Genomic DNA, 17,278 nt, shown 5'->3' with positions numbered 1-17,278 from the left:
ATATCGGGCGTGGACAGCAGGGGCAGGCGTGCGAAGATGGGGGCATGACTTCACTGTTCCTGTCTGGAGACCCGAAGGCCGATGCGCTGTTGGCCGAAGACCGCTTCGCCCTGCTCGTCGGAATGCTGCTTGATCAGCAGGTGACCATGGAGAGTGCCTTCGCGGGTCCGGCCAAGCTCGCTGAACGACTGGGCAAGCTCGACATCGACGAGATCGCCGAGATGAACCCGGATGACTTCCTCGACATCTTCGCCCAGACTCCCGCAGTCCACCGGTTCCCGAAGTCGATGGCCGGACGTGTGCAGAAGCTCGCGGCAGCCATCATCGACGACTACGACGGGAATCCCGAGGCGATCTGGACTGAGGGTGATCCCAGCGGCGCTGAGGTGCTCAAACGTCTGAAGAAGCTGCCCGGTTTCGGTGATCAGAAGGCCAAGATCTTCCTGGCCCTGCTCGGCAAGCAGTTCGAACTTCAGGCCGAAGGCTGGCAGAAAGCCGCTGGTGACTACGGCGACGCAGATGCCCGCCGTTCGATCGCCGATGTCCGCGATGACGTCACTCTGCAAGAGGTGCGCGCCTTCAAGAAGCAGCAGAAGACTGCGGCCAAGGCCGCAAAGGCTGCAAACAAATAGCGTTGGTCGCCCAGAGTCGCGTACTTCCACGCACTCGGACGTGAGTTATCCACAGATTCGACTTCGCCTGTTCTAAAAAGCGTGCCTGTCGAATAATGTAGGGAATCCGGGCGTCGACCGACCGGGTCGCGCCGCAGTTACAGACCACAGAGGCGTGGAATGAGAACTGGATCGTCCCAACCGTATCGTCGACCTGCCCAAGTATTCGTTGCCGTATTCTGCGCGCTGAGTTTGGTCTCGGTCGTCGGCTGCTCCGATAATTCCCCGGTAGCCGCACCGACGTCGACTCTGCCCGCTCAGCAGCCGGACGGAGCGTCGACTGATGACGCCGCCGAGGTGGCCATCCCCGACTACGAAACCGACCTCGACCTCAATAAAGATGAGAAGAAGGCCGTCGAGGGCGCGTTGGTGGCGTTCGATGATTTCATTCAAGCTATCAACGAAGCATATTCAGGGAAGTCCGGGGCAGCGGACAATTTTCCCCAGTTCGCGTCAGGTGAAGCCTTGAAATCAATTCAGTCTGAAGCCAAAACTGTAACGTCGGATGAGGCTACGTTTGAAGGCCAAATAGCGCCGTTGAAGGTCGAAATATTTGAAGTCGCCAGATCAGAGGATTCAGCGGAACCAGCAACGGTGAAAGTGAATTTTTGTGTTGACACGTCGAAATGGAGGATGACCCCTGCAGGGCAGTCACCGACTTCGAACCCCGACGGAAAAGTGACGATGCAACACACGATTCAGCAGAAGGATGGGAGCTGGAAAGTCAACCAGCAAAATCTCTGGGAACGACGTTGCTAGCCAAAGTAGCTTCCCACTCTGTTCTTATTTTTGCGTTCATCGCTATCTGCTTGCTCACGATTCCGAACGCGGCAGTGGCAGCACCGGCTTGCACCATTGGAGACACAAGTGGCTGCGAGGCAGTCAAGCCGCCTGCACCCCAACCTCCTCCCGGCGGGGGCGGCTCTGGCGGTGGCGGAGGCTCCGGGGGTGGAGGCTCTGGCGGAGGCGGCAATGGCGGCGGCGGCTCCGGAGGCGGAGCCGGCGGAGGTGGACTGCCTGACTGTCCGACGGAAGAGGTCGGCTATCTGTGCGTGAGCGAACCCGGCCCCGGCGGTGGAGGCGGTGGCGGAGGTGCTCCGGCTCGGCCCGATCCACCGACTCACATCCCGGAATCGCAGTTTCAGAACTTCGACATTCCGGCACCCACAATCTACGCCTGGCCAAAGGATTGGGCCGTCGTCGGCAAACCGGCCGCCTTCTGGACGGACACCGATGTCAGCTATATCGACATGACACTGCTGACCTATGCCGTCAAAGTCAAAGTCACCCCAGAGCGCTTCAACTGGGACTTCGGAGATGGATCGGGCACGACGACCACCGCGAAGGGTGCGAAGCCGTTGCCTGGCAACGCCCCACAGATCGGACACGAATACCAAGAATCGGGCAAAGTGTCGGCTTCGATGACTGCAACATTCAGCGGAGAATTCTCCGTCGACGGTGGCCCCTGGCTTCCTATCGACGGATTCGCTCACGTCGCCAGCAACGACATCGCCATCGAGGTCTACCGTTATCACCGCTACCTCGTCGACGAAGACTGCTATTCCAATCCTCGCGGGCCAGACTGCGCCAGATCTGCTCGATGATGCCCTGAGAACGTCGGCCGGAATTGATCAGAACATCGAATACGTGTGGGCAGTGAGACCTCGACGACAGTAACCTGGAACAATGGTCACATGGTGTGCCGAATCAACGAGCTCCTGATCGATTCTCATTGGCCGATCGTCATCATCGGCGCGGGTCAAGCCGGGCTGTCCGCAGCACATTATCTCTGGCGCGACGGCCTCGCACCGGGCAAAGACTTCATCATCCTCGATGCCGGAGACGGACCTGGTGGAGCCTGGCGCGAACGGTGGGACTCCCTGACCTTGGGCACCACCAACCACATCTCCGACCTGCCCGGATTCCCTCTCGGACGTCCCGACCCGAACGTCCCCGCCTCGGAGATCGTCTCCGACTACTACTCCCGCTTCGAACGCGAGCTCGAACTCTGTGTCATCCGCCCGGCTGAAGTTGAGACTGTGCTGTCCGAAGAACCCGGAGAGGGACGGTTCACCATCGTTGCCACCATCGACGGCGGACAGGTGACGCTCTCCACCGACTTTCTCATCAACGCGACCGGCACCTGGACCCAACCATACGTCCCCTTCGTCCCTGGCATCGCCGAGTTCGAGGGCCACCAGCTGCATACCGTGAACTTCCGAGACGTCGAAGACTTTCGGGGACTGCGCACACTCGTCGTCGGCGGCGGGATCTCCGCCACTCAGTTTCTTCTCGAACTCGCCGAGGTGACCGACACTCTCTGGGCCACACGCCGTCCCCCGAACTTCACGTCCAGAGAATTCGACGGCCAGTGGGGCCTCGAAGTCGAACGAGCCGTCCGGGAGCGAACACTGTCCGGTATGGCGCCTGCCAGCGTCGTCCGAACCACAGGTCTGCCGATCCGCCGCGAATTCCGAGACGGAATCGACTCGGGAATTCTGGTCTCTCGCGGCATGTTCGACCGCATCCTTCCGCACGGTGTCCACTTCCCCGGAATCGGCGACTCCGAACTTCCGACCTCGGCGGAGGGTCTCGGTCCTTCAGCCAGCGACCATCTGGCAGTGCCCGAGTCATGGGCTCCATTCGACGAACCACGAGACGAAGAGGTCGACGTGATCTTCTGGAGTACAGGGTTCCGGGCGGCGCTCAAACACCTTGCACCGCTGCGTCTTCGCACACCGGATGGCGGGATCTCCATGGACACCGAGGTCGCGGTCAAAGACGATCCGCGGCTGTTTCTCGTCGGCTACGGATCGGCCAGTTCCACGCTCGGAGCTACCAGAGCGGGAAGGATAGCGGCCCGGGAACTGCTCAAACGCATGTCCGACGGTCGGCAGCCTCAAGGCAGGTCTGGGGCTGCGAGCACCTGATCGTCGAGGCGAACTGTCGGCAGCACCTGTCGGAACTGGTCCTGCGCCTCGGTGTCATCGGCTTGCGCGAGCATGTCGACGCTGACCTTGAAAAGCCGACCCTCGACGGATATTCCGGCAACGGTACCGAAGATCACTGAATCTTCCTTGTCGACTGCTCGCATATCGTCGGGAGCCAGCGTGCCATGAAAGACCCAGTATTCTCCCCCGATGAGTGAACCGGTGGACTCGCTGCCCATGGATGATCCCGAAGTGCTGAACATCCGCTCTCGTGCCTTGTCCACCAATGCTTGTGGTGTCGACTCGTCATCATCGAGACAGTTGACCGTGATGATCGCTCCGGAATCGGTTTCATAGAGTCGATATCCGTCGTATCCGGACCCGTCAGCCCAGTCAGCGCTCAAGGCCAAGCTGACTTCGACGGGACACTGTCCACCCAGTTCGACAGTGGTCGCACTCATGCCATCGGGAATCGTCGGACCGGTTGCTGTCGGCGAAGGAGACTGACCGTCACCGATCCCCACGTTTGCCGGCTTGGATCCCGCATCGTCCGAGCTGCTGACCCGGAACGCCGAACACCCGCTGAGAACCAGCCCCAGGACCAGCGTCACCGCTACGAGTGGTCTGTTCATCTTCGTCTGCCTTCACTCGATCCGTGGGTCATCCATATCGTACCCAATCGCCGACCCGTCCCCGCTCTCTAGCGCAACTGCGAGCTGCCGCCTAGCCTGGAATCATGAATGAGATCCCGCTTTTCGATGACTCTGATATCAACCGAGTGCTCTGCGTGGTAGCGCACCCCGACGATATGGAATACGGCGGTTCCGCGGCAGTGGCAAAATGGACCGATGAGGGCAAGGAGGTCGCCTATCTCCTGCTCACCCGCGGGGAGGCGGGGATCCGGAACATGCCCCCTGAGGAGGTGGCACCGCTGCGCGCGGAGGAGCAGCGTCGGGCGTGCAATATCGTCGGCGTCGACGATCTGGAGATCCTCGACTTCCAGGATGGACTGCTGGAACCCACGCACGAACTGCGAAAGGCGATAGCGCGGAAAATTCGTGAGTTCCGACCGAACGCGGTCGTCGTGACAACCTTCGACCTCAAGGTTCAGTGGGGACTCAATCATGTCGACCATCGCCATGCCGGCGTCGCCACCGTCGATGCGATCCGCGATGCCGACAATCCCTGGGTCTTCACCGATCTCAAGGACGAGGGACTCGAAGCGTGGAAGGCGGATCGACTGCTCATCAACGGAGCACAGCCCACACACGCCGTGGCACTCAGGGCCGAGCACGTCAGTCATGGTGTGCGCTCCCTCGAGGCGCACAGGGTGTATTTGAACGCACTCAGCGACCATCCGGCACCGGACGACATGATTCCCGGAATCACCACGAGCGGTGGAGAACTCGCCGGCGTCGACTATGCCCTTCCGATCACCGTCATCGACATGTGAGCACGTCGGCATGTGCCAGCTATTGGCATGCGCTGCATGTTCGCAAACGAGGCAACGACTCGTATCGGCACACGTTGCTGACAGAAGACGAACCGGGCGGGGCACGAGTGAGTCCCGCCCGGTTCACTATTCGCAGGTCGAAGTTCCGACCCGCGAAGAGGAGATCAGGCTCCCAGAGCCGCGATTGCCGAATCGTAGTCGGGTTCGGTCGTGATCTCGTCGACGAGCTGCGTGTACGTTACGGTGCCCTTCTCATCGAGGACGACGACGGACCGTGCGAGCAGACCAGCGAGCGGACCATCGACCATGGTCACGCCGAAGTCCTTGCCGAACGAGCTGCGGAATCCCGATGCCGTGACGACGTTCTCAATGCCCTCGGCGCCGCAGAAGCGAGCCTGGGCGAATGGAAGGTCGTTGGACACGCAGAGAACGGTGGTGTTCTCCAGACCCGCGGCGAGTTCGTTGAATTTGCGCACCGAGGCGGCGCAGACGCCAGTATCGAGGCTGGGGAAGATGTTGAGCACGACGCGCTTGCCCGAGCGATCCTGGGAGTTCACATCGCCGAGGTCGTTGCCGACGAGGGTGAATGCCGGGGCCTGTTCGCCCTTGGCGGGCAGGTCGCCGACGGTCTTGACCGGAGATCCCTGAAATGCTGTGTTGGCCATGCTTGACTCTCTCCTTCTTCGAAGCTGACTGCTGTCACTCTCACTCTACGTGAGTTGCCGCCGAGGCGAACCCGATCAACATGGACCGGAGGCTCGACCTCCCTTCGACCAGCTGAGTGCCGGTTTACCGATGCTCACGCCACGGAGGAATCGGCGTCGCCGGCCTCATCCTTCGATGATGCAGATTTCGCCTCGACGACGATGAGGATGACGACAACAGCCGCGCCGAGGACGGCGAGCAGAATCGGGCCGAGAACCGGGTCGACGGGAGCCAGCAGTCCACCCGCCCCGTGCTCTTCGCCGTCGGCGCCCACCTCGGCAGATGACTGCCAGGGCCAGAGTGCGCGCAGGGACCCGAACATCAGTCCTGCCATGACGATGAGTGTCCACCACCGGTGATTGTGCAGGAAGTATTTGAGGAGATTGACGAAGACCGCCAGGCCGAGGACTGCGCCGAGCAGGAAGATTCCGAGGTATCCGAAATCACGTGAGTCCACGGCGCGCAGTGTGGTCGAGTACATGCCGACTGCCAGCAGCAAGAATGATCCGGACACTCCTGGCACCACGAGTGCGCAGATGGCGATCGAAGCGACGAAGAAGACAGCGATGAGCGGTGGGTTCTCCACGTCTGCCCCGCCGGCCAGACCCGTCATCAAGAATGCGAGAGCGGCAGCGACGATGAAGGCCAGAACGCCGAGGAGCGCCGGTTGCCGCGAGGAGCGTGCCGGCAGCATGCGCAACGGCACCGCAATGCTGGCGGCGACGAGGCCGAAGAACAGTCCGCGGGAGAGTTCGGGATTGCCGGTCACGAAGGATTCCAGGACACCGGCGATGGTGAATACGGCCACGGCCATCCCCAACAGAACCGGGACGACGAGGAACCAGTCGGTGCGCCGCAGTTCTGCCAGTGCTCCGCTGACACGCTTGGGGCCGGTCACCAAGGTCTTCGCCGCGGCAACGACGTGCGCTGCGGAATCGATCAGCTGGTCGTAGACTCCGGTGACCAAGGCAATGGTTCCGCCGGAGACCCCGGGGACGAGTTCGGCGCTGCCGATAAGGAATCCGCGGAGCAGGTCGAGCGGCAGGAGTGCTTTGGACCGTTTCGGCGCAGTGTCGGTTCCGGTCGATGGGATGTTCGTCATACCTCCCAGCCTATTTGATCCGCCCTCTGCTCAGTGCCCACGACTCAGTCGCCGATCTCACCATCGATGTCCTCGCGCAAGATGTCCGCATGGCCCGCGTGCCGGGCATACCCTTCGATCCCTCATCGTTCATTCGGGGCATTGCTCGGATCGGTCAACGGCAGGGACATGCTGAACCTCTCTGATCATGCAGACGGCCTGATGCTCGAACCAGGCGGGTGAGGCTCACTCTAGTTTTCGCCGGCCGATGTCGAAGAGGTTTCCTTCGGGATCTCTCAAGGTCGTCCATTCGATCCCATATTCGTCGAAAGACGCGAGCTTAAGTGCGCCCAAGGAGACCGCACGGTCGACGTCCGCCGGATAGTGAGGATCGTCGAGGTCGATGTGCAGCGGGTTCTTCCCCTCTGCCCGTTCGTCGACCTTGAGGAAGAGCATTCCCGGGGTCGGTGACTCGCTGGTGTGGACTCCCCCGATGCTCGCAACGAATTCGTTGGCACCGGGGTGGATGTCTGCGCCGAGGAGGTCCGCCCAGAAGATCGATTGAGCTTCCACATCGAGGCAGTCGAAGGTGATGCTCAAAGATGCCAGCGACGCCATGAGCGCGGTCCTTTCGCAGTCGGATCGGTGTTGACCCGACTCTAGAACACCCCACCGACATGGCACATCGAAGGCGTCATCATCGGTTGTCCGCCGTCATCGTCACGTCAACCGCGGGGCTGGCGCGCCAACTGCCGCGACTGAGCGACGAGGCGACCGGCCGAGTCCCACAGTTCGCAGTCCTCTTCGAACATGCCGCCGGCGATGTTCCGAGTGGACAGCCGTGCGCTGATCCAGCCAGGAGCGGGCAGGGCGCGGACGTGTGCGGTCAGTTCCATCGTCGGCGCCCAGTTGAAGCGACCGAGGTCGAACATCACCGGCGGAAACGAATCGAGGAACGTCAACAGGGACAGAGGATCCGGGTCGGTACCGTCGATGAACCGAATCCAGCCTTGCAGCACTCCGCGCCCGCTGGGTCTGCCGACCGCGAAGCCTGCGGTGGCCGGGTCGAGGCGCATATCGAACCGTTGGATGAGCGGCGCCGCCTTCTTGAAGTCCTCGCTGGCTTCGGCGACACCGACGCATTCTTCCGGTGGGGGCAGCTGGGGCGGCGCGGCTGTCGTGCCGACATCGTCGGGAAGCTCGCCGAGGTTGCCCATGGTGGCCATCGCAGAGATCGTCGGTGCCCCGTTCTGGGAGAGTTCGATGCCGTAACTCGCCGTCGATCGGCCTTCGCGCAGTGTGCGTGTGGTGATGTCGACCGGACCTTCTCTGCTCGGTCCGAGATAGAAGGTGGAGATGACGAGGGGGTCCGGGGTACTCGGGTGGACGGCCCGCAGTGCTTGTCCGGCGACTCCGAGGAGGTAGCCTCCGTTGACGGCTCCGGCGACTTTCCAGCCGGCGTCGAGCTCGGCGGTGAAGCTGTGGTCGCCTTGACGGGTGACTGCGGTGGCCTGTGAGAACTCACTGACGGTCGATTGACTCATATCACATACAGTACCAACAACTGAACGAACGTCCAGCCAGATTCAATTCCGACAATATTGTCGTTCATTGCCGTGGCGATAGTTACCTGTCGCCTGTGCCAACAGCTATTGGTCAGTATCGTCATCTCGGCCGAGTCTGGGGATGAGCGCGGCAGCGTTCCTTCCGCCGAGCTCCATGACGGTGCGGCCGCCTCGGCGAATGAGGAAGATGCCGGATTTGGCGACCTGGTAGTCGAATAAATCGTCTTCAAGGCTCATGTCTGGAGCCCTTCGTCAGTTGGTTCGGGACTAACCAACTTCGACTCTGATTCAAGTACAGCAATGGTGCCCCTGACCAGCTGGTCAGGGGCACCATTGCTCTTTCAGTCAACGAGTGACTGTCAGAGTGTGTTTCAGTTGTTCTTCTTGCGACGCATGGTCAGAACGACTGCGGCTCCACCGACGAGGAGCAGTCCGGCTCCGGCAGCGAGGCCGGTCAGCTCGGCACCGGTGCGAGGCAGATCAGATCCACCGCCGTCGCCGTTTCCATCATCGTTGCCGCCGCCGTTGCCGTCTTCATCGGCAACGACCTGGAAGGAGCCGGTGAGGACTTCTTCGTCTTCGGTGTCATTGGCGCCGGTGACCTCGAGGTCGTACTTACCGAGGTAGGCCTCAGGGTTCGAGGAGCTGGTGCCGTAGATCGAGAATCCGACGACTCCGTCAGCGTTAGCGGTTTCTTCCATCGAGAAGTCGTCGATACCCTCAGGCGCACCGGTAACCTTGAGAGTAACCTTTTCGCCCTCTTCGAAGCCTTCAGCGGTGATCTGAACGCCCTTGTCCTTCTTCACGAAGTCCGAAGCTGCGATCTCCTTCGGCTCGACGGTCAGCTTGCGCTCGGCCGGGGCTTCTTCAGCCTCGACGGTCACCATAAAGTTGGTGGCATCCGAGGTCTGCCCGTTAGCGGTGACCGTGGCGGAGTAGGCGTAGTCGCCAGCCTCAGCCGGAGCTTCGGCGGAGAAGTTTCCGTCAGCATCGGTCTTGACCGTAACGCTGCCCTCAGCCGGTGCGGCCTGAGCCTGAGCGGAACCTGCCTGGGCATCGCCGACAGGCTTCCAGGTCAGATTCACTTCGGCGTTCAGAGCAGCCTTGCCGGTGATCTTTCCACCTTCGACAACTGTCTGGTCTCCGACCTTCGGGGCCTCAGGCTTCTTGTCACCGTCTGCGTCGGAATCGGCTTCGTCATCCTTGCCGTCTGCGGCAGCGGAAGAGTCGGCGTCGTCACCGTCGGCGGCAGCGGAGGCGTCTGCATCCTTACCGTCGGCGTCTGCTTCAGCGTTCGAATCGTCACCGTCGGCGGCAGCACCGGCATCGGAATCATCCGATGCCTTGACAGTCACAGTGAAGGAAGCGGCCTCCGAGGTCTGACCGTCGACAGTAGCAACGGCCTTCGCATCGTAGTCACCTTCTGCTTCGGGACCTTCGAGAGTGAAGTTTCCGCTGTCATCGGCTTTCGCGGTGGCTTCGCCTTCCGCAGCACCAGTCCAAGTGACCTTCACGTCAGCACCGGCCGCAGCCTTGCCAGTGATCGCACCCTTGGGCTCGATGGTCTGGTCCTCGACCGTCGGGGCTGAGGGAGCCTCCGGCTCTTCACTCGGGCCGTCGAGCGTGAACGACTCACCGGATTTGGCCAACGAGTTCTCGAGGTCAGCCACCCACGACCACTGACCGTATTCGGGACTGTCATCACGGGGTCCGCCCGAGATCACTCCCACTGCGGTGCTTCCCTGGTAGACAGCGCCGCCGGAATCACCAGGAGCAGAGAAGGGCTCTTCCCCGGAGGTGACCTCGAACCCGTGGACTGCCCTACCACCGATGTTCTGATAATCAAATGCGTTGGGGTCGTCGAGAACGGTGCCTTCGGTATGGCCGGTAGTCCGCCCCGATTTCTCGATGGAATCGCCTGGAACAGCCGCTCCGACATTCGTGACGTCCACCGTGCTAGCAGAGAGGTCGTTCTCTCCCGCCGAAGTCCAATCGGTTACCTCAGCTTTGGTAGTGAAACCATCGGCAACCTTGATCACGGCGAAGTCGATTGCCTTGTCTTCATCTGCAACCGTGCCATTGTCGTTGATGTCGGATCCATACTGATTGAATCCCCAATGGCCAATCGACCCGACGCCCGCTGGCTTGAAGCCTTCGCCGTCTGCCGCATCTGCTGAAGACGGAAGCTCCATATCAAGAATTTCGTTCTGAGCACCGTTGGTGGAGTCAACTGCGCAATGTCCCGCAGTCAGGACCACTTGGTTGCCCTGAGCGTCCCAACCAGCAAATCCGGTTGAGCACCCGGAGATCATCTGTGAGTCGGAGGGAACCGATACCAGATAGCCGGCACCGCCGACCAGATCGGTATCGGCCTGTGGCTCAGCTTCAACGTATTTCGGGTTAACTACAACCTTGACGTTGTCGTAGCTGGATGAGAAAGCCTTGACCTTTTCAGTCTCCTTCGAGACCCCAACCACGAGTTGGTCACCATCGACCCCGAAACGTCCGAGCTCGGGAGCCAATTCACCGTTCTTGTCGGAGAGGTTCTTATAGACGGCAGTCTGCACAGCATTCTCGCTGGAGACTTTCACCTCTGGCTGATCAGCCGCCGCTGGCCCTGCGACGAATGCGCCGCCGAGTCCCAGTGCCGCAGCCGCCGCCATGGCCAGCGAACTCTGCACGAGTTTCTTCTGCATAAGTTGTTGTCTCTCTGTTCTGAGGGATCAATGTCACAAGTTGATGACCTAAGTCACGATAAGGTTACGGGCCACACTCAGGTACTACCAAAAAAGTACGTTCAAAACTGTGAACTTAATGTACGAAACTTCAGGAGATGTACACGGCCCCTGGCTGTTATCTCCACCGAGACTCCCCCATGAATCGACGATGCCCCCGGTCAGAAGACCGGGGGCACCGTCAGTGAGTGTTCAGCAGACCGTCAGACGTTCAGCGGCACTGCACTCAGTTGTTGTTCCTGCGACGCATCGTCAGAACGACTGCGGTTCCGCCCACAAGGAGCAGTCCGGCTCCGGCAGCGAGGCCGGTCAGCTCGGCACCGGTGCGAGGCAGGTCAGAACCGCCGTCACCGTTTCCGTCATCGTCATTTCCGTCGCCGGCTCCACCGTCGTCGTTGTTGCCGCCGTCGTCGCCGCCGGATCCGCCACCGGATCCGTCTTCGTCAGCGACAGCCTCGAAGGAACCGGTCAGCGCCGACTCATCCTCGGTGTCGTTGGCGCCGGTGACCTCGACGTCGTACTTACCGAGGTAAGCCTCGGCGTTCTCGGCGCTGGTGCCGTAGATCGAGAATGCGGCAGCACCGTTCTCGTTGGCAGTCTCTTTCAGCTCGATGCCTTCGACGCCTTCGGGTCCGCTGGCAACTTCGAGGTTGACCTTCTCGCCCTCATCGAAGCCCTTGACGGTGATGGTCACGCCTTCGTCTTCCTGCACAAAGTCAGAAGCGGCGATCTCCTTGGGATCGATGCTGATCTCACGCTCGACAGGAGCGGGAGTCTCGGACTCGTCCTTCTCAACGGTCACGTCGAATTCGGTCGTCTTGGACTCCTGTCCATCGAGGATCGCAGTCGCAGTGAAGTTGTAGTCGCCTTCAGCCTTGGGGCCTTCGACGGAGAAGTTTCCGTCCTTGTCGGCCTTGACGGTCTCGGAGCCGTTCTCGGCCGCCTGGGCGCCTTCAGCTGCTTCCCACTTGACCTCGACCTCAGCACCGGCCTCGGCCTTGCCCTTGGCCTCGCCGTTGGGCTCGATGGTCTGGTCTTCGGCCTTCGGCGCAGCAGGTGCTTCAGGGGTCTCCTCGCCGGGCTTCTCGAGATTGAAGTCCGTACCGGACTCCTCGAGCGAGTGATCAAGGTCGGCAACCCAGGTGAACGAAGTGTTCGCATCGAGGTCGCCGCCGCCGGAGATGACACCCACAGCGGTGTTTCCCTGGTAGACGCCACCGCCGGAATCGCCCGGCCGCGAGAAGGGCTTGTCGATCGGAGCGGTGACACCGAAACCGTGGACCCAACGACCGCCGACATTCTGGTAGTCGTAGTCGTACTCCGAGCGGGGCAGAACTTCACCATCGGTCTTACCCGTGGTACGACCGGACTTGCTGATGGCACCTTCCTTGTGCGCGCCCACCTCGGTGATCTCAGTGGTCGACTTGGCCAGGTCGTCCGAATCAGCAGTCGTCCAGTCGGTGATGCCGTTCTTGACGTTGTAGTTCGACTCGTCGACATTGATCACGGCGAAGTCGATGTCGGACTCGCTGGGGTCGGGCCACTGGTCCTCATCGGCGCCTTCGAGCAGGTCGCCGCCGAAGTTATGGAAGCCCCACTTGCCGATGACGCCGTCGCCGGAGGCCTGGAAGCCTTCTCCGCCGTTGGCCTGGGCGATCGAGGGCTTCTCGGTCTGGTCAACCGTCGTATCGCCATCGAACTCGTTGGTCTGCTCGTTGATGATCTTCGAGCAGTGTCCGGCGGTGAGGACGACGGGCTTGCCGTCTCCGTCCCAGCCGGAGAAGCCGGTCGAGCAAGCTCCGCCGCTCTCGCCGGCCTTGACGAGGTAACCGGCTCCGCCGACGAGGTCGTTCTTCGCGTAGGGCTTCAGTTCCTTGACGCCCTCGGTGACCTTGATGTTCTGGTACTTCTTTTCGAGCTTCTTGATCTCGTCGGTCTTCTCGGCAACGCCGATGCTGAGCTCGCCGCCGTCGGTGCCGTAGGCGTTGACGCCTTCGATACTGGACAGTGCCTTCTGAACGTGGGCTTCACTCTGGAGGTCCAGCTTCTGCGGTGCGTTGTCAGCCATCGCCGGCGAGGCGACGAGCGCGCCGCTCAGCCCCAGCGCCGCGGCGGCGCTGATGGCCAGCGAACTCTGCACGAGTTTCTTCTGCATAAGGTTGATTCCCTTGATCGTTGTCGATGCTTCGATTGCCCGACCCCGTCAACAGGCTTCGCCGCGACTCGACGGTTCAAGTTTCCGGTGTCAGATTTCCAACCGCGTGAAAGATTACGGTTTGGTCACGACGTCGTGCAAGAACCATCAATGTCGCAGGTGAACACAACTTACAGAAGTCGGACTACACAAGCTGTCCTGTGTTCTTCCAGGTCGCTCGAAAGCGGTGCCGTTATGATCAGGGACATGCCGAACCACACAAAGCTTCGTCCCCTGGCCGCCGTAAGACCCGCTTCGAGGCTCGCGCTCGGACTTACCGCACTTGCTCTCACTTTGCCCCTGGCAGCGTGCGACACCGGCAACGACCCACGAAATCCCGATTCCTCCTCCCCCACTGAAATCAGCGAAACTGCGTCGCCCGGCGAAGAGGCCTCTGACCTCGATCCCACCGGCAAGTGGACCTCACCGGAGAAGGGCGACCCCTTCCTCGAATTCGCCGAAGACGGCTCGCTCGAAGGATCAGACGGATGCAATGCGATCGCCACGAGCTGGAAGATCGAAGGCGACGAGATCACCATCGCATCCTTCATGTCGACCCAGAAAGCGTGCGCCGGCGTCGACACCTGGCTGAGCAAGGCCTCAACTGCGACCATCGAAGGCGACGTCATGAAGATCATGGACAGCAACGGCAAAGTCATCGGCGGACTGGAGAAAGAAAACAAATGACACAGGAACTCATCGGCCGCTGGGTGGCTGAGTCGAACGACCGGGCCTTCCTCGAGTTCTGCGAGGACGGTTCGCTGCGCGGCAGCGACGGCGCCAACGCTCTCGTCACTTCCTGGTCTACGGAAGCTGAAGGCTTCATCATCAAGCCCTCGATGATGACGCTCAAGGCCGCTCCCGGAATGCTCACCTGGGTGCCCAAAGCCAGGAGGGTCGAACCCGACGGCGACCGCCTGCGGCTCTTCGATGCAGCGGACAACCACCTCGGCGACCTTCACCGTCAGCCGCCCGGCCCAACTCACAAGCTCGGCGGTCGTTAGATGGCCGGGGGTCTGATCGCACTTCTCGACGACGTCGCCGCGCTCGTCAAACTCTCGGCCGCCAGCCTCGACGATGTCGCCGCGGGGGCATCACGCGCCGGTGCGAAGGCCGCGGGCGTCGTCGTCGATGATGCGGCGGTGACGCCGAAGTTCGTCGAAGGAGTCGACCCGAAACGCGAGCTTCCGATCATCCAGCGCATCGCTGTGGGATCGCTGTTCAACAAGCTCGTCATCATCCTCCCGATCATTCTGCTGCTCAGCCAGTTCCTGCCGTGGCTCCTCACCCCGCTGCTCATGGTCGGCGGCACCTATCTCTGCTATGAGGGCGCCGAGAAGATCTTCGAGAAACTCGGCTGGATCGCCCACCATGAGAAGGAGACCCCGGCCGCTGAACAGTCGACCGATGGCAAGGCGGCAGAGAAGAAGGTCGTGCGGTCGGCCATCACCACCGATTTCGTCCTCAGCTGCGAGATCATGGTCATCGCCCTCAACGAGGTGGCCGCCGAGTCCCTGACCAGCCGTGCGGTCATCCTCGCCGTCGTCGGCGTTGCGATCACCGTCGGCGTCTACGGTGCCGTCGCGCTCATTGTGAAGATGGATGACATCGGTCTGCATATGGCGAAGAAGGACTCCCCCGGGCAGCAGAAGTTCGGTCGGTTCCTCGTCGGGGCGATGCCGAAGCTGCTCGCTCTGCTCTCCGTCGTGGGCACCTTCGCCATGCTGTGGGTCGGCGGCCACATCATCCTCGTCGGCACCGATGAGCTCGGGTTCCACGTCCTCTACGGCTTCGTCCACCACCTCGAAGTGCCCGTCGCCGCGATCGCGGCCATCGGCGGCTTCCTTGGCTGGTTGGTCAACACGTTCTTCTCCCTCATCCTCGGTGCACTCTGGGGAGGCGTCGTCGTCGGCGTGATCTTCGGAGTCAAAGCGCTCTTCAAAGGCAAGAGCACTTCGGGTAGGGCCTCACAAGCCCGCCGAGGCGAGGCCGCACTCGGATCAGACCCGCACGTAGTCGTCCGGACGACTCCGGCTCAGCGCTGAGCGAAGGTCTTCTTCGGTGCTCCTGCCACGATCATCGGGGCACCGGTGACCGGATCGTCGATGACTGTGCAGTCGATGCCGAAGACCTCGTGGACGAGTTCGGAGGTGATGATCGTCTCCGGAGCCCCTTGAGCGACGATCGAACCGTTCTTCATGGCGATGATCTCGTCGGCGTAGCGACAGGCTTGGTTGAGGTCGTGGAGCACGGCGACCAGCGTGTGCCCGTATTCGTGATTGAGCTGCGAGAACAGGTCGAGCAGCTCGATCTGGTAGGCGACGTCGAGGAAGGTCGTCGGTTCGTCGAGCAGCAGGAGGGAAGTCTCCTGGGCGAGCACCATGGCCACCCAGACGCGCTGGCGCTGACCGCCGGAGAGCTCATCGACGAGCCGTGAGGACAGCTCTTCGGTGTTCGTTGCGCGCAGCGCCGACAGCACAGCTGCTTCATCGGCGTCGGTCCATTGGCGCAGGAACGACTGGTGTGGGTGGCGCCCACGGGAGACGAGCTCGGCGACCGTGATCCCGTCCGGGGCGATGGATGACTGCGGGAGAAGACCCAACCGCTGGGCGATCTTCTTCGTCTTCATCTTCTCGATGTTGTTCCCATCGAGAAGCACAGTGCCCTTCGCCGGCGGCAGCAGTCGCGCGAGAGCCCGCAGCAGAGTTGATTTGCCGCACGCGTTGGGGCCGACGATGATCGAGAACTTACCGTCGGCAATGCTCACGTCGAGATCGCTGACGATCTGGCGCTGGTCATAGGCCAGGTCGAGGTTCTCGGCGATCAGCGGGAAGGCTGCGCCTGCGGGGTTGGGATTGCTCATGATGCCTTCCGAGCTTCTTGGATGAGGAGCCAGATGAGGTAGATGCCGCCGATGCTCACGGTGATCACGCCGACGGGCAGTTGGATGTCGCCGAACGCATGTTGGGCGATGAGGTCGGCGGCGACGAGGAGCAGCGCTCCGACAGCCGCCGACGTCAGCAGGCTGGTGCCCTGCGCCCGCGCGATCCGCCGCCCGATCTGCGGTGCGGCCAACGCGACGAAGGCGATCGGACCGGCCGCGGCCGTGACCACGGCGACAAGGGCGACGGCGATGACGATGAGAACGGCACGGATGGGCTCATTGCGTACGCCCAGCGCCTTCGCCGTATCGTCGCCGAGTTCCAGGGTGCCGAGATCACGGGAGAAGAGTCCGCAGGCCAGACCGAGGACGATGGTGGCCACAGCCGCCGGTGTGATCGTCGACCAGCCCATTCCATTCAGGGTTCCGGCACCCCAGGTGGCAGCGGCCATGGCGAGCTCGAGATCGGCGCGCATGATCAGCCAGGTGTTGAAGGCGTTGAGCATCGCCGTGAGTGCGATACCCACGATGATGAGCCGGAAGCCCTGCACCCCGCCTTTCCAGGTGAGCAGGTAGACGACCACGGCGGTGAGGAGTCCGCCGATGATCGCACCGGCTGCAGTGGAGACGAAGCTCGTGCCGAAGACGATGATCGTGACGATGCCTCCGGTGTAGGCCCCTGTGGAGAAGCCGATGATGTCCGGAGAGCCGAGAGGGTTGCGCGTCAGCGATTGGAACACGGCTCCGGAGACTCCGAGTCCGGCGCCCAGGACGATTCCGGCGATGATGCGCGGCGCCCGCCATTCTCCGACGACGGTGTTGACGATGCGCTTGTCTGCTGCCCCGAACAGCCCTTGGAAGACTTCGGTCGGAGTCACCGAGAACTTGCCGAGCATGAGACCGGCGAAACCGCAGGCCAGAGCGAGAAGCGTGATGATTCCGGCGGTGATGACGACCCGCAGGTCGATGCGGAATCCGAAGACGCGCAGCATGGGCCGACCGAAGTCGACCCTCTCCCCCGGCAGTGCGTTCGGATGCGCGGTGAGGGTGCGTTCGGGAACCG

The 17,278-nt window shown here is 61.8% G+C and carries 19 protein-coding genes; 8 read left to right on the top strand and 11 right to left on the bottom strand.

All coding sequences use genetic code 11. The features are described from left to right. Positions 1–44 precede the first annotated feature (44 nt). The 4 genes from ACTIIH_RS01020 to ACTIIH_RS01005 all read left to right on the top strand — a co-directional run bounded on the left by ACTIIH_RS01020 (position 45) and on the right by ACTIIH_RS01005 (position 3,601). The gene (locus ACTIIH_RS01020; protein WP_441450095.1) at positions 45–632 is read left to right on the top strand and encodes an HhH-GPD-type base excision DNA repair protein; all 588 of its coding nucleotides are present in this window, start codon (positions 45–47) and stop codon (positions 630–632) included. Between the two features lie 336 nt (positions 633–968). Then, on the top strand, positions 969–1,430 hold the full coding sequence (locus ACTIIH_RS01015) for a hypothetical protein (protein WP_441450094.1): 462 nt from the start codon (positions 969–971) through the stop codon (positions 1,428–1,430). A gap of 293 nt (positions 1,431–1,723) precedes the next feature. Next, the gene (locus tag ACTIIH_RS01010) at positions 1,724–2,275 is read left to right on the top strand and encodes a hypothetical protein (RefSeq protein ID WP_441450093.1); all 552 of its coding nucleotides are present in this window, start codon (positions 1,724–1,726) and stop codon (positions 2,273–2,275) included. Positions 2,276–2,365: 90 nt separating this feature from the next. Then, complete coding sequence (locus tag ACTIIH_RS01005; protein WP_441450092.1) at positions 2,366–3,601, top strand: FAD-dependent oxidoreductase; 1,236 nt, start codon at positions 2,366–2,368, stop codon at positions 3,599–3,601. Here ACTIIH_RS01005 and ACTIIH_RS01000 read toward each other — a convergent pair. Then, positions 3,571–4,062, bottom strand: coding sequence for a hypothetical protein (locus tag ACTIIH_RS01000; RefSeq protein ID WP_441450091.1), 492 nt, complete (start codon positions 4,060–4,062; stop codon positions 3,571–3,573). The genes ACTIIH_RS01005 and ACTIIH_RS01000 overlap by 31 nt on opposite strands. Before the next feature lie 275 nt (positions 4,063–4,337). Here ACTIIH_RS01000 and ACTIIH_RS00995 point away from each other — a divergent pair, with 275 nt between their 5' ends. Then, positions 4,338–5,054: a PIG-L deacetylase family protein gene (locus ACTIIH_RS00995; RefSeq protein WP_441450090.1), complete on the top strand. Its 717-nt coding sequence runs from the start codon at positions 4,338–4,340 to the stop codon at positions 5,052–5,054. Between the two features lie 164 nt (positions 5,055–5,218). Here the strand turns inward: ACTIIH_RS00995 and tpx are convergent, their stop codons facing one another. The 8 genes from tpx to ACTIIH_RS00955 form a co-directional block, all read right to left on the bottom strand. Continuing rightward, positions 5,219–5,719, bottom strand: a complete 501-nt coding sequence (gene tpx, locus ACTIIH_RS00990; protein WP_441450089.1) for a thiol peroxidase — start codon at positions 5,717–5,719, stop codon at positions 5,219–5,221. Between the two features lie 134 nt (positions 5,720–5,853). Then, positions 5,854–6,861 carry a DUF368 domain-containing protein gene (locus ACTIIH_RS00985; RefSeq protein ID WP_441450088.1) on the bottom strand — a complete coding sequence of 336 codons (1,008 nt, stop codon included), beginning with the start codon at positions 6,859–6,861 and terminating at the stop codon, positions 5,854–5,856. 44 nt (positions 6,862–6,905) lie between these two features. Continuing rightward, positions 6,906–6,980 (bottom strand): mycothiol transferase, encoded by a 75-nt coding sequence (locus tag ACTIIH_RS00980; protein WP_441450155.1) that lies wholly within the window; start codon positions 6,978–6,980, stop codon positions 6,906–6,908. A 106-nt stretch (positions 6,981–7,086) separates the two neighbouring features. Next, complete coding sequence (locus tag ACTIIH_RS00975; protein ID WP_441450087.1) at positions 7,087–7,458, bottom strand: VOC family protein; 372 nt, start codon at positions 7,456–7,458, stop codon at positions 7,087–7,089. Positions 7,459–7,565: 107 nt separating this feature from the next. After that, complete coding sequence (locus tag ACTIIH_RS00970; RefSeq protein ID WP_441450086.1) at positions 7,566–8,384, bottom strand: thioesterase family protein; 819 nt, start codon at positions 8,382–8,384, stop codon at positions 7,566–7,568. A gap of 105 nt (positions 8,385–8,489) precedes the next feature. After that, positions 8,490–8,642, bottom strand: a complete 153-nt coding sequence (locus tag ACTIIH_RS00965; protein WP_441450085.1) for a hypothetical protein — start codon at positions 8,640–8,642, stop codon at positions 8,490–8,492. Between the two features lie 134 nt (positions 8,643–8,776). Then, positions 8,777–11,101, bottom strand: a complete 2,325-nt coding sequence (locus tag ACTIIH_RS00960) for an LPXTG cell wall anchor domain-containing protein (protein ID WP_441450084.1) — start codon at positions 11,099–11,101, stop codon at positions 8,777–8,779. A 265-nt stretch (positions 11,102–11,366) separates the two neighbouring features. Continuing rightward, positions 11,367–13,295 (bottom strand): LPXTG cell wall anchor domain-containing protein, encoded by a 1,929-nt coding sequence (locus ACTIIH_RS00955; RefSeq protein ID WP_441450083.1) that lies wholly within the window; start codon positions 13,293–13,295, stop codon positions 11,367–11,369. Positions 13,296–13,541: 246 nt separating this feature from the next. Here ACTIIH_RS00955 and ACTIIH_RS00950 point away from each other — a divergent pair, with 246 nt between their 5' ends. The 3 genes from ACTIIH_RS00950 to ACTIIH_RS00940 are packed head-to-tail and all read left to right on the top strand — an operon-like array spanning position 13,542 to position 15,379. Beyond that, complete coding sequence (locus ACTIIH_RS00950; protein WP_441450082.1) at positions 13,542–14,021, top strand: META domain-containing protein; 480 nt, start codon at positions 13,542–13,544, stop codon at positions 14,019–14,021. Then, entirely contained in the window at positions 14,018–14,338 is a 321-nt protein-coding gene (locus ACTIIH_RS00945) for an META domain-containing protein (RefSeq protein WP_441450081.1), read from the top strand. Before ACTIIH_RS00950 ends, ACTIIH_RS00945 begins: the two co-directional genes overlap by 4 nt. After that, positions 14,339–15,379, top strand: a complete 1,041-nt coding sequence (locus ACTIIH_RS00940; protein WP_441450080.1) for a DUF808 domain-containing protein — start codon at positions 14,339–14,341, stop codon at positions 15,377–15,379. On the opposite strand, the gene ACTIIH_RS00935 is transcribed toward ACTIIH_RS00940, so the two are convergent. Together ACTIIH_RS00935 and ACTIIH_RS00930 are read right to left on the bottom strand one after the other, a co-directional pair. Continuing rightward, complete coding sequence (locus ACTIIH_RS00935; protein ID WP_441090504.1) at positions 15,370–16,197, bottom strand: ABC transporter ATP-binding protein; 828 nt, start codon at positions 16,195–16,197, stop codon at positions 15,370–15,372. The genes ACTIIH_RS00940 and ACTIIH_RS00935 overlap by 10 nt on opposite strands. Beyond that, complete coding sequence (locus tag ACTIIH_RS00930; protein ID WP_441450154.1) at positions 16,194–17,207, bottom strand: FecCD family ABC transporter permease; 1,014 nt, start codon at positions 17,205–17,207, stop codon at positions 16,194–16,196. The genes ACTIIH_RS00935 and ACTIIH_RS00930 overlap by 4 nt, the downstream gene beginning before the upstream one ends. Between the last annotated feature and the right edge of the window lie 71 nt (positions 17,208–17,278).

The sequence above is a fragment of the Brevibacterium sp. genome, from assembly GCF_052105255.1.
Lineage (GTDB): Bacteria > Actinomycetota > Actinomycetes > Actinomycetales > Brevibacteriaceae > Brevibacterium > Brevibacterium linens_B.
This window is presented reverse-complemented; position numbering and strand designations above follow the sequence as displayed.

Coding starts and splice junctions, on each gene's coding strand:
- ACTIIH_RS01020 (WP_441450095.1), top strand. CDS start 45: ATGACTTCACTGTTCCTGTCTGGAGACCCGAAGGCCGATGCGCTGTTG.
- ACTIIH_RS01005 (WP_441450092.1), top strand. CDS start 2,366: ATGGTGTGCCGAATCAACGAGCTCCTGATCGATTCTCATTGGCCGATC.
- ACTIIH_RS01000 (WP_441450091.1), bottom strand. CDS start 4,062: ATGAGTGCGACCACTGTCGAACTGGGTGGACAGTGTCCCGTCGAAGTC.
- ACTIIH_RS00995 (WP_441450090.1), top strand. CDS start 4,338: ATGAATGAGATCCCGCTTTTCGATGACTCTGATATCAACCGAGTGCTC.
- tpx (WP_441450089.1), bottom strand. CDS start 5,719: ATGGCCAACACAGCATTTCAGGGATCTCCGGTCAAGACCGTCGGCGAC.
- ACTIIH_RS00985 (WP_441450088.1), bottom strand. CDS start 6,861: ATGACGAACATCCCATCGACCGGAACCGACACTGCGCCGAAACGGTCC.
- ACTIIH_RS00975 (WP_441450087.1), bottom strand. CDS start 7,458: ATGGCGTCGCTGGCATCTTTGAGCATCACCTTCGACTGCCTCGATGTG.
- ACTIIH_RS00970 (WP_441450086.1), bottom strand. CDS start 8,384: ATGAGTCAATCGACCGTCAGTGAGTTCTCACAGGCCACCGCAGTCACC.
- ACTIIH_RS00965 (WP_441450085.1), bottom strand. CDS start 8,642: ATGAGCCTTGAAGACGATTTATTCGACTACCAGGTCGCCAAATCCGGC.
- ACTIIH_RS00960 (WP_441450084.1), bottom strand. CDS start 11,101: ATGCAGAAGAAACTCGTGCAGAGTTCGCTGGCCATGGCGGCGGCTGCG.
- ACTIIH_RS00955 (WP_441450083.1), bottom strand. CDS start 13,295: ATGCAGAAGAAACTCGTGCAGAGTTCGCTGGCCATCAGCGCCGCCGCG.
- ACTIIH_RS00950 (WP_441450082.1), top strand. CDS start 13,542: ATGCCGAACCACACAAAGCTTCGTCCCCTGGCCGCCGTAAGACCCGCT.
- ACTIIH_RS00945 (WP_441450081.1), top strand. CDS start 14,018: ATGACACAGGAACTCATCGGCCGCTGGGTGGCTGAGTCGAACGACCGG.
- ACTIIH_RS00940 (WP_441450080.1), top strand. CDS start 14,339: ATGGCCGGGGGTCTGATCGCACTTCTCGACGACGTCGCCGCGCTCGTC.
- ACTIIH_RS00935 (WP_441090504.1), bottom strand. CDS start 16,197: ATGAGCAATCCCAACCCCGCAGGCGCAGCCTTCCCGCTGATCGCCGAG.
- ACTIIH_RS00930 (WP_441450154.1), bottom strand. CDS start 17,207: ATGCTGCGCGTCTTCGGATTCCGCATCGACCTGCGGGTCGTCATCACC.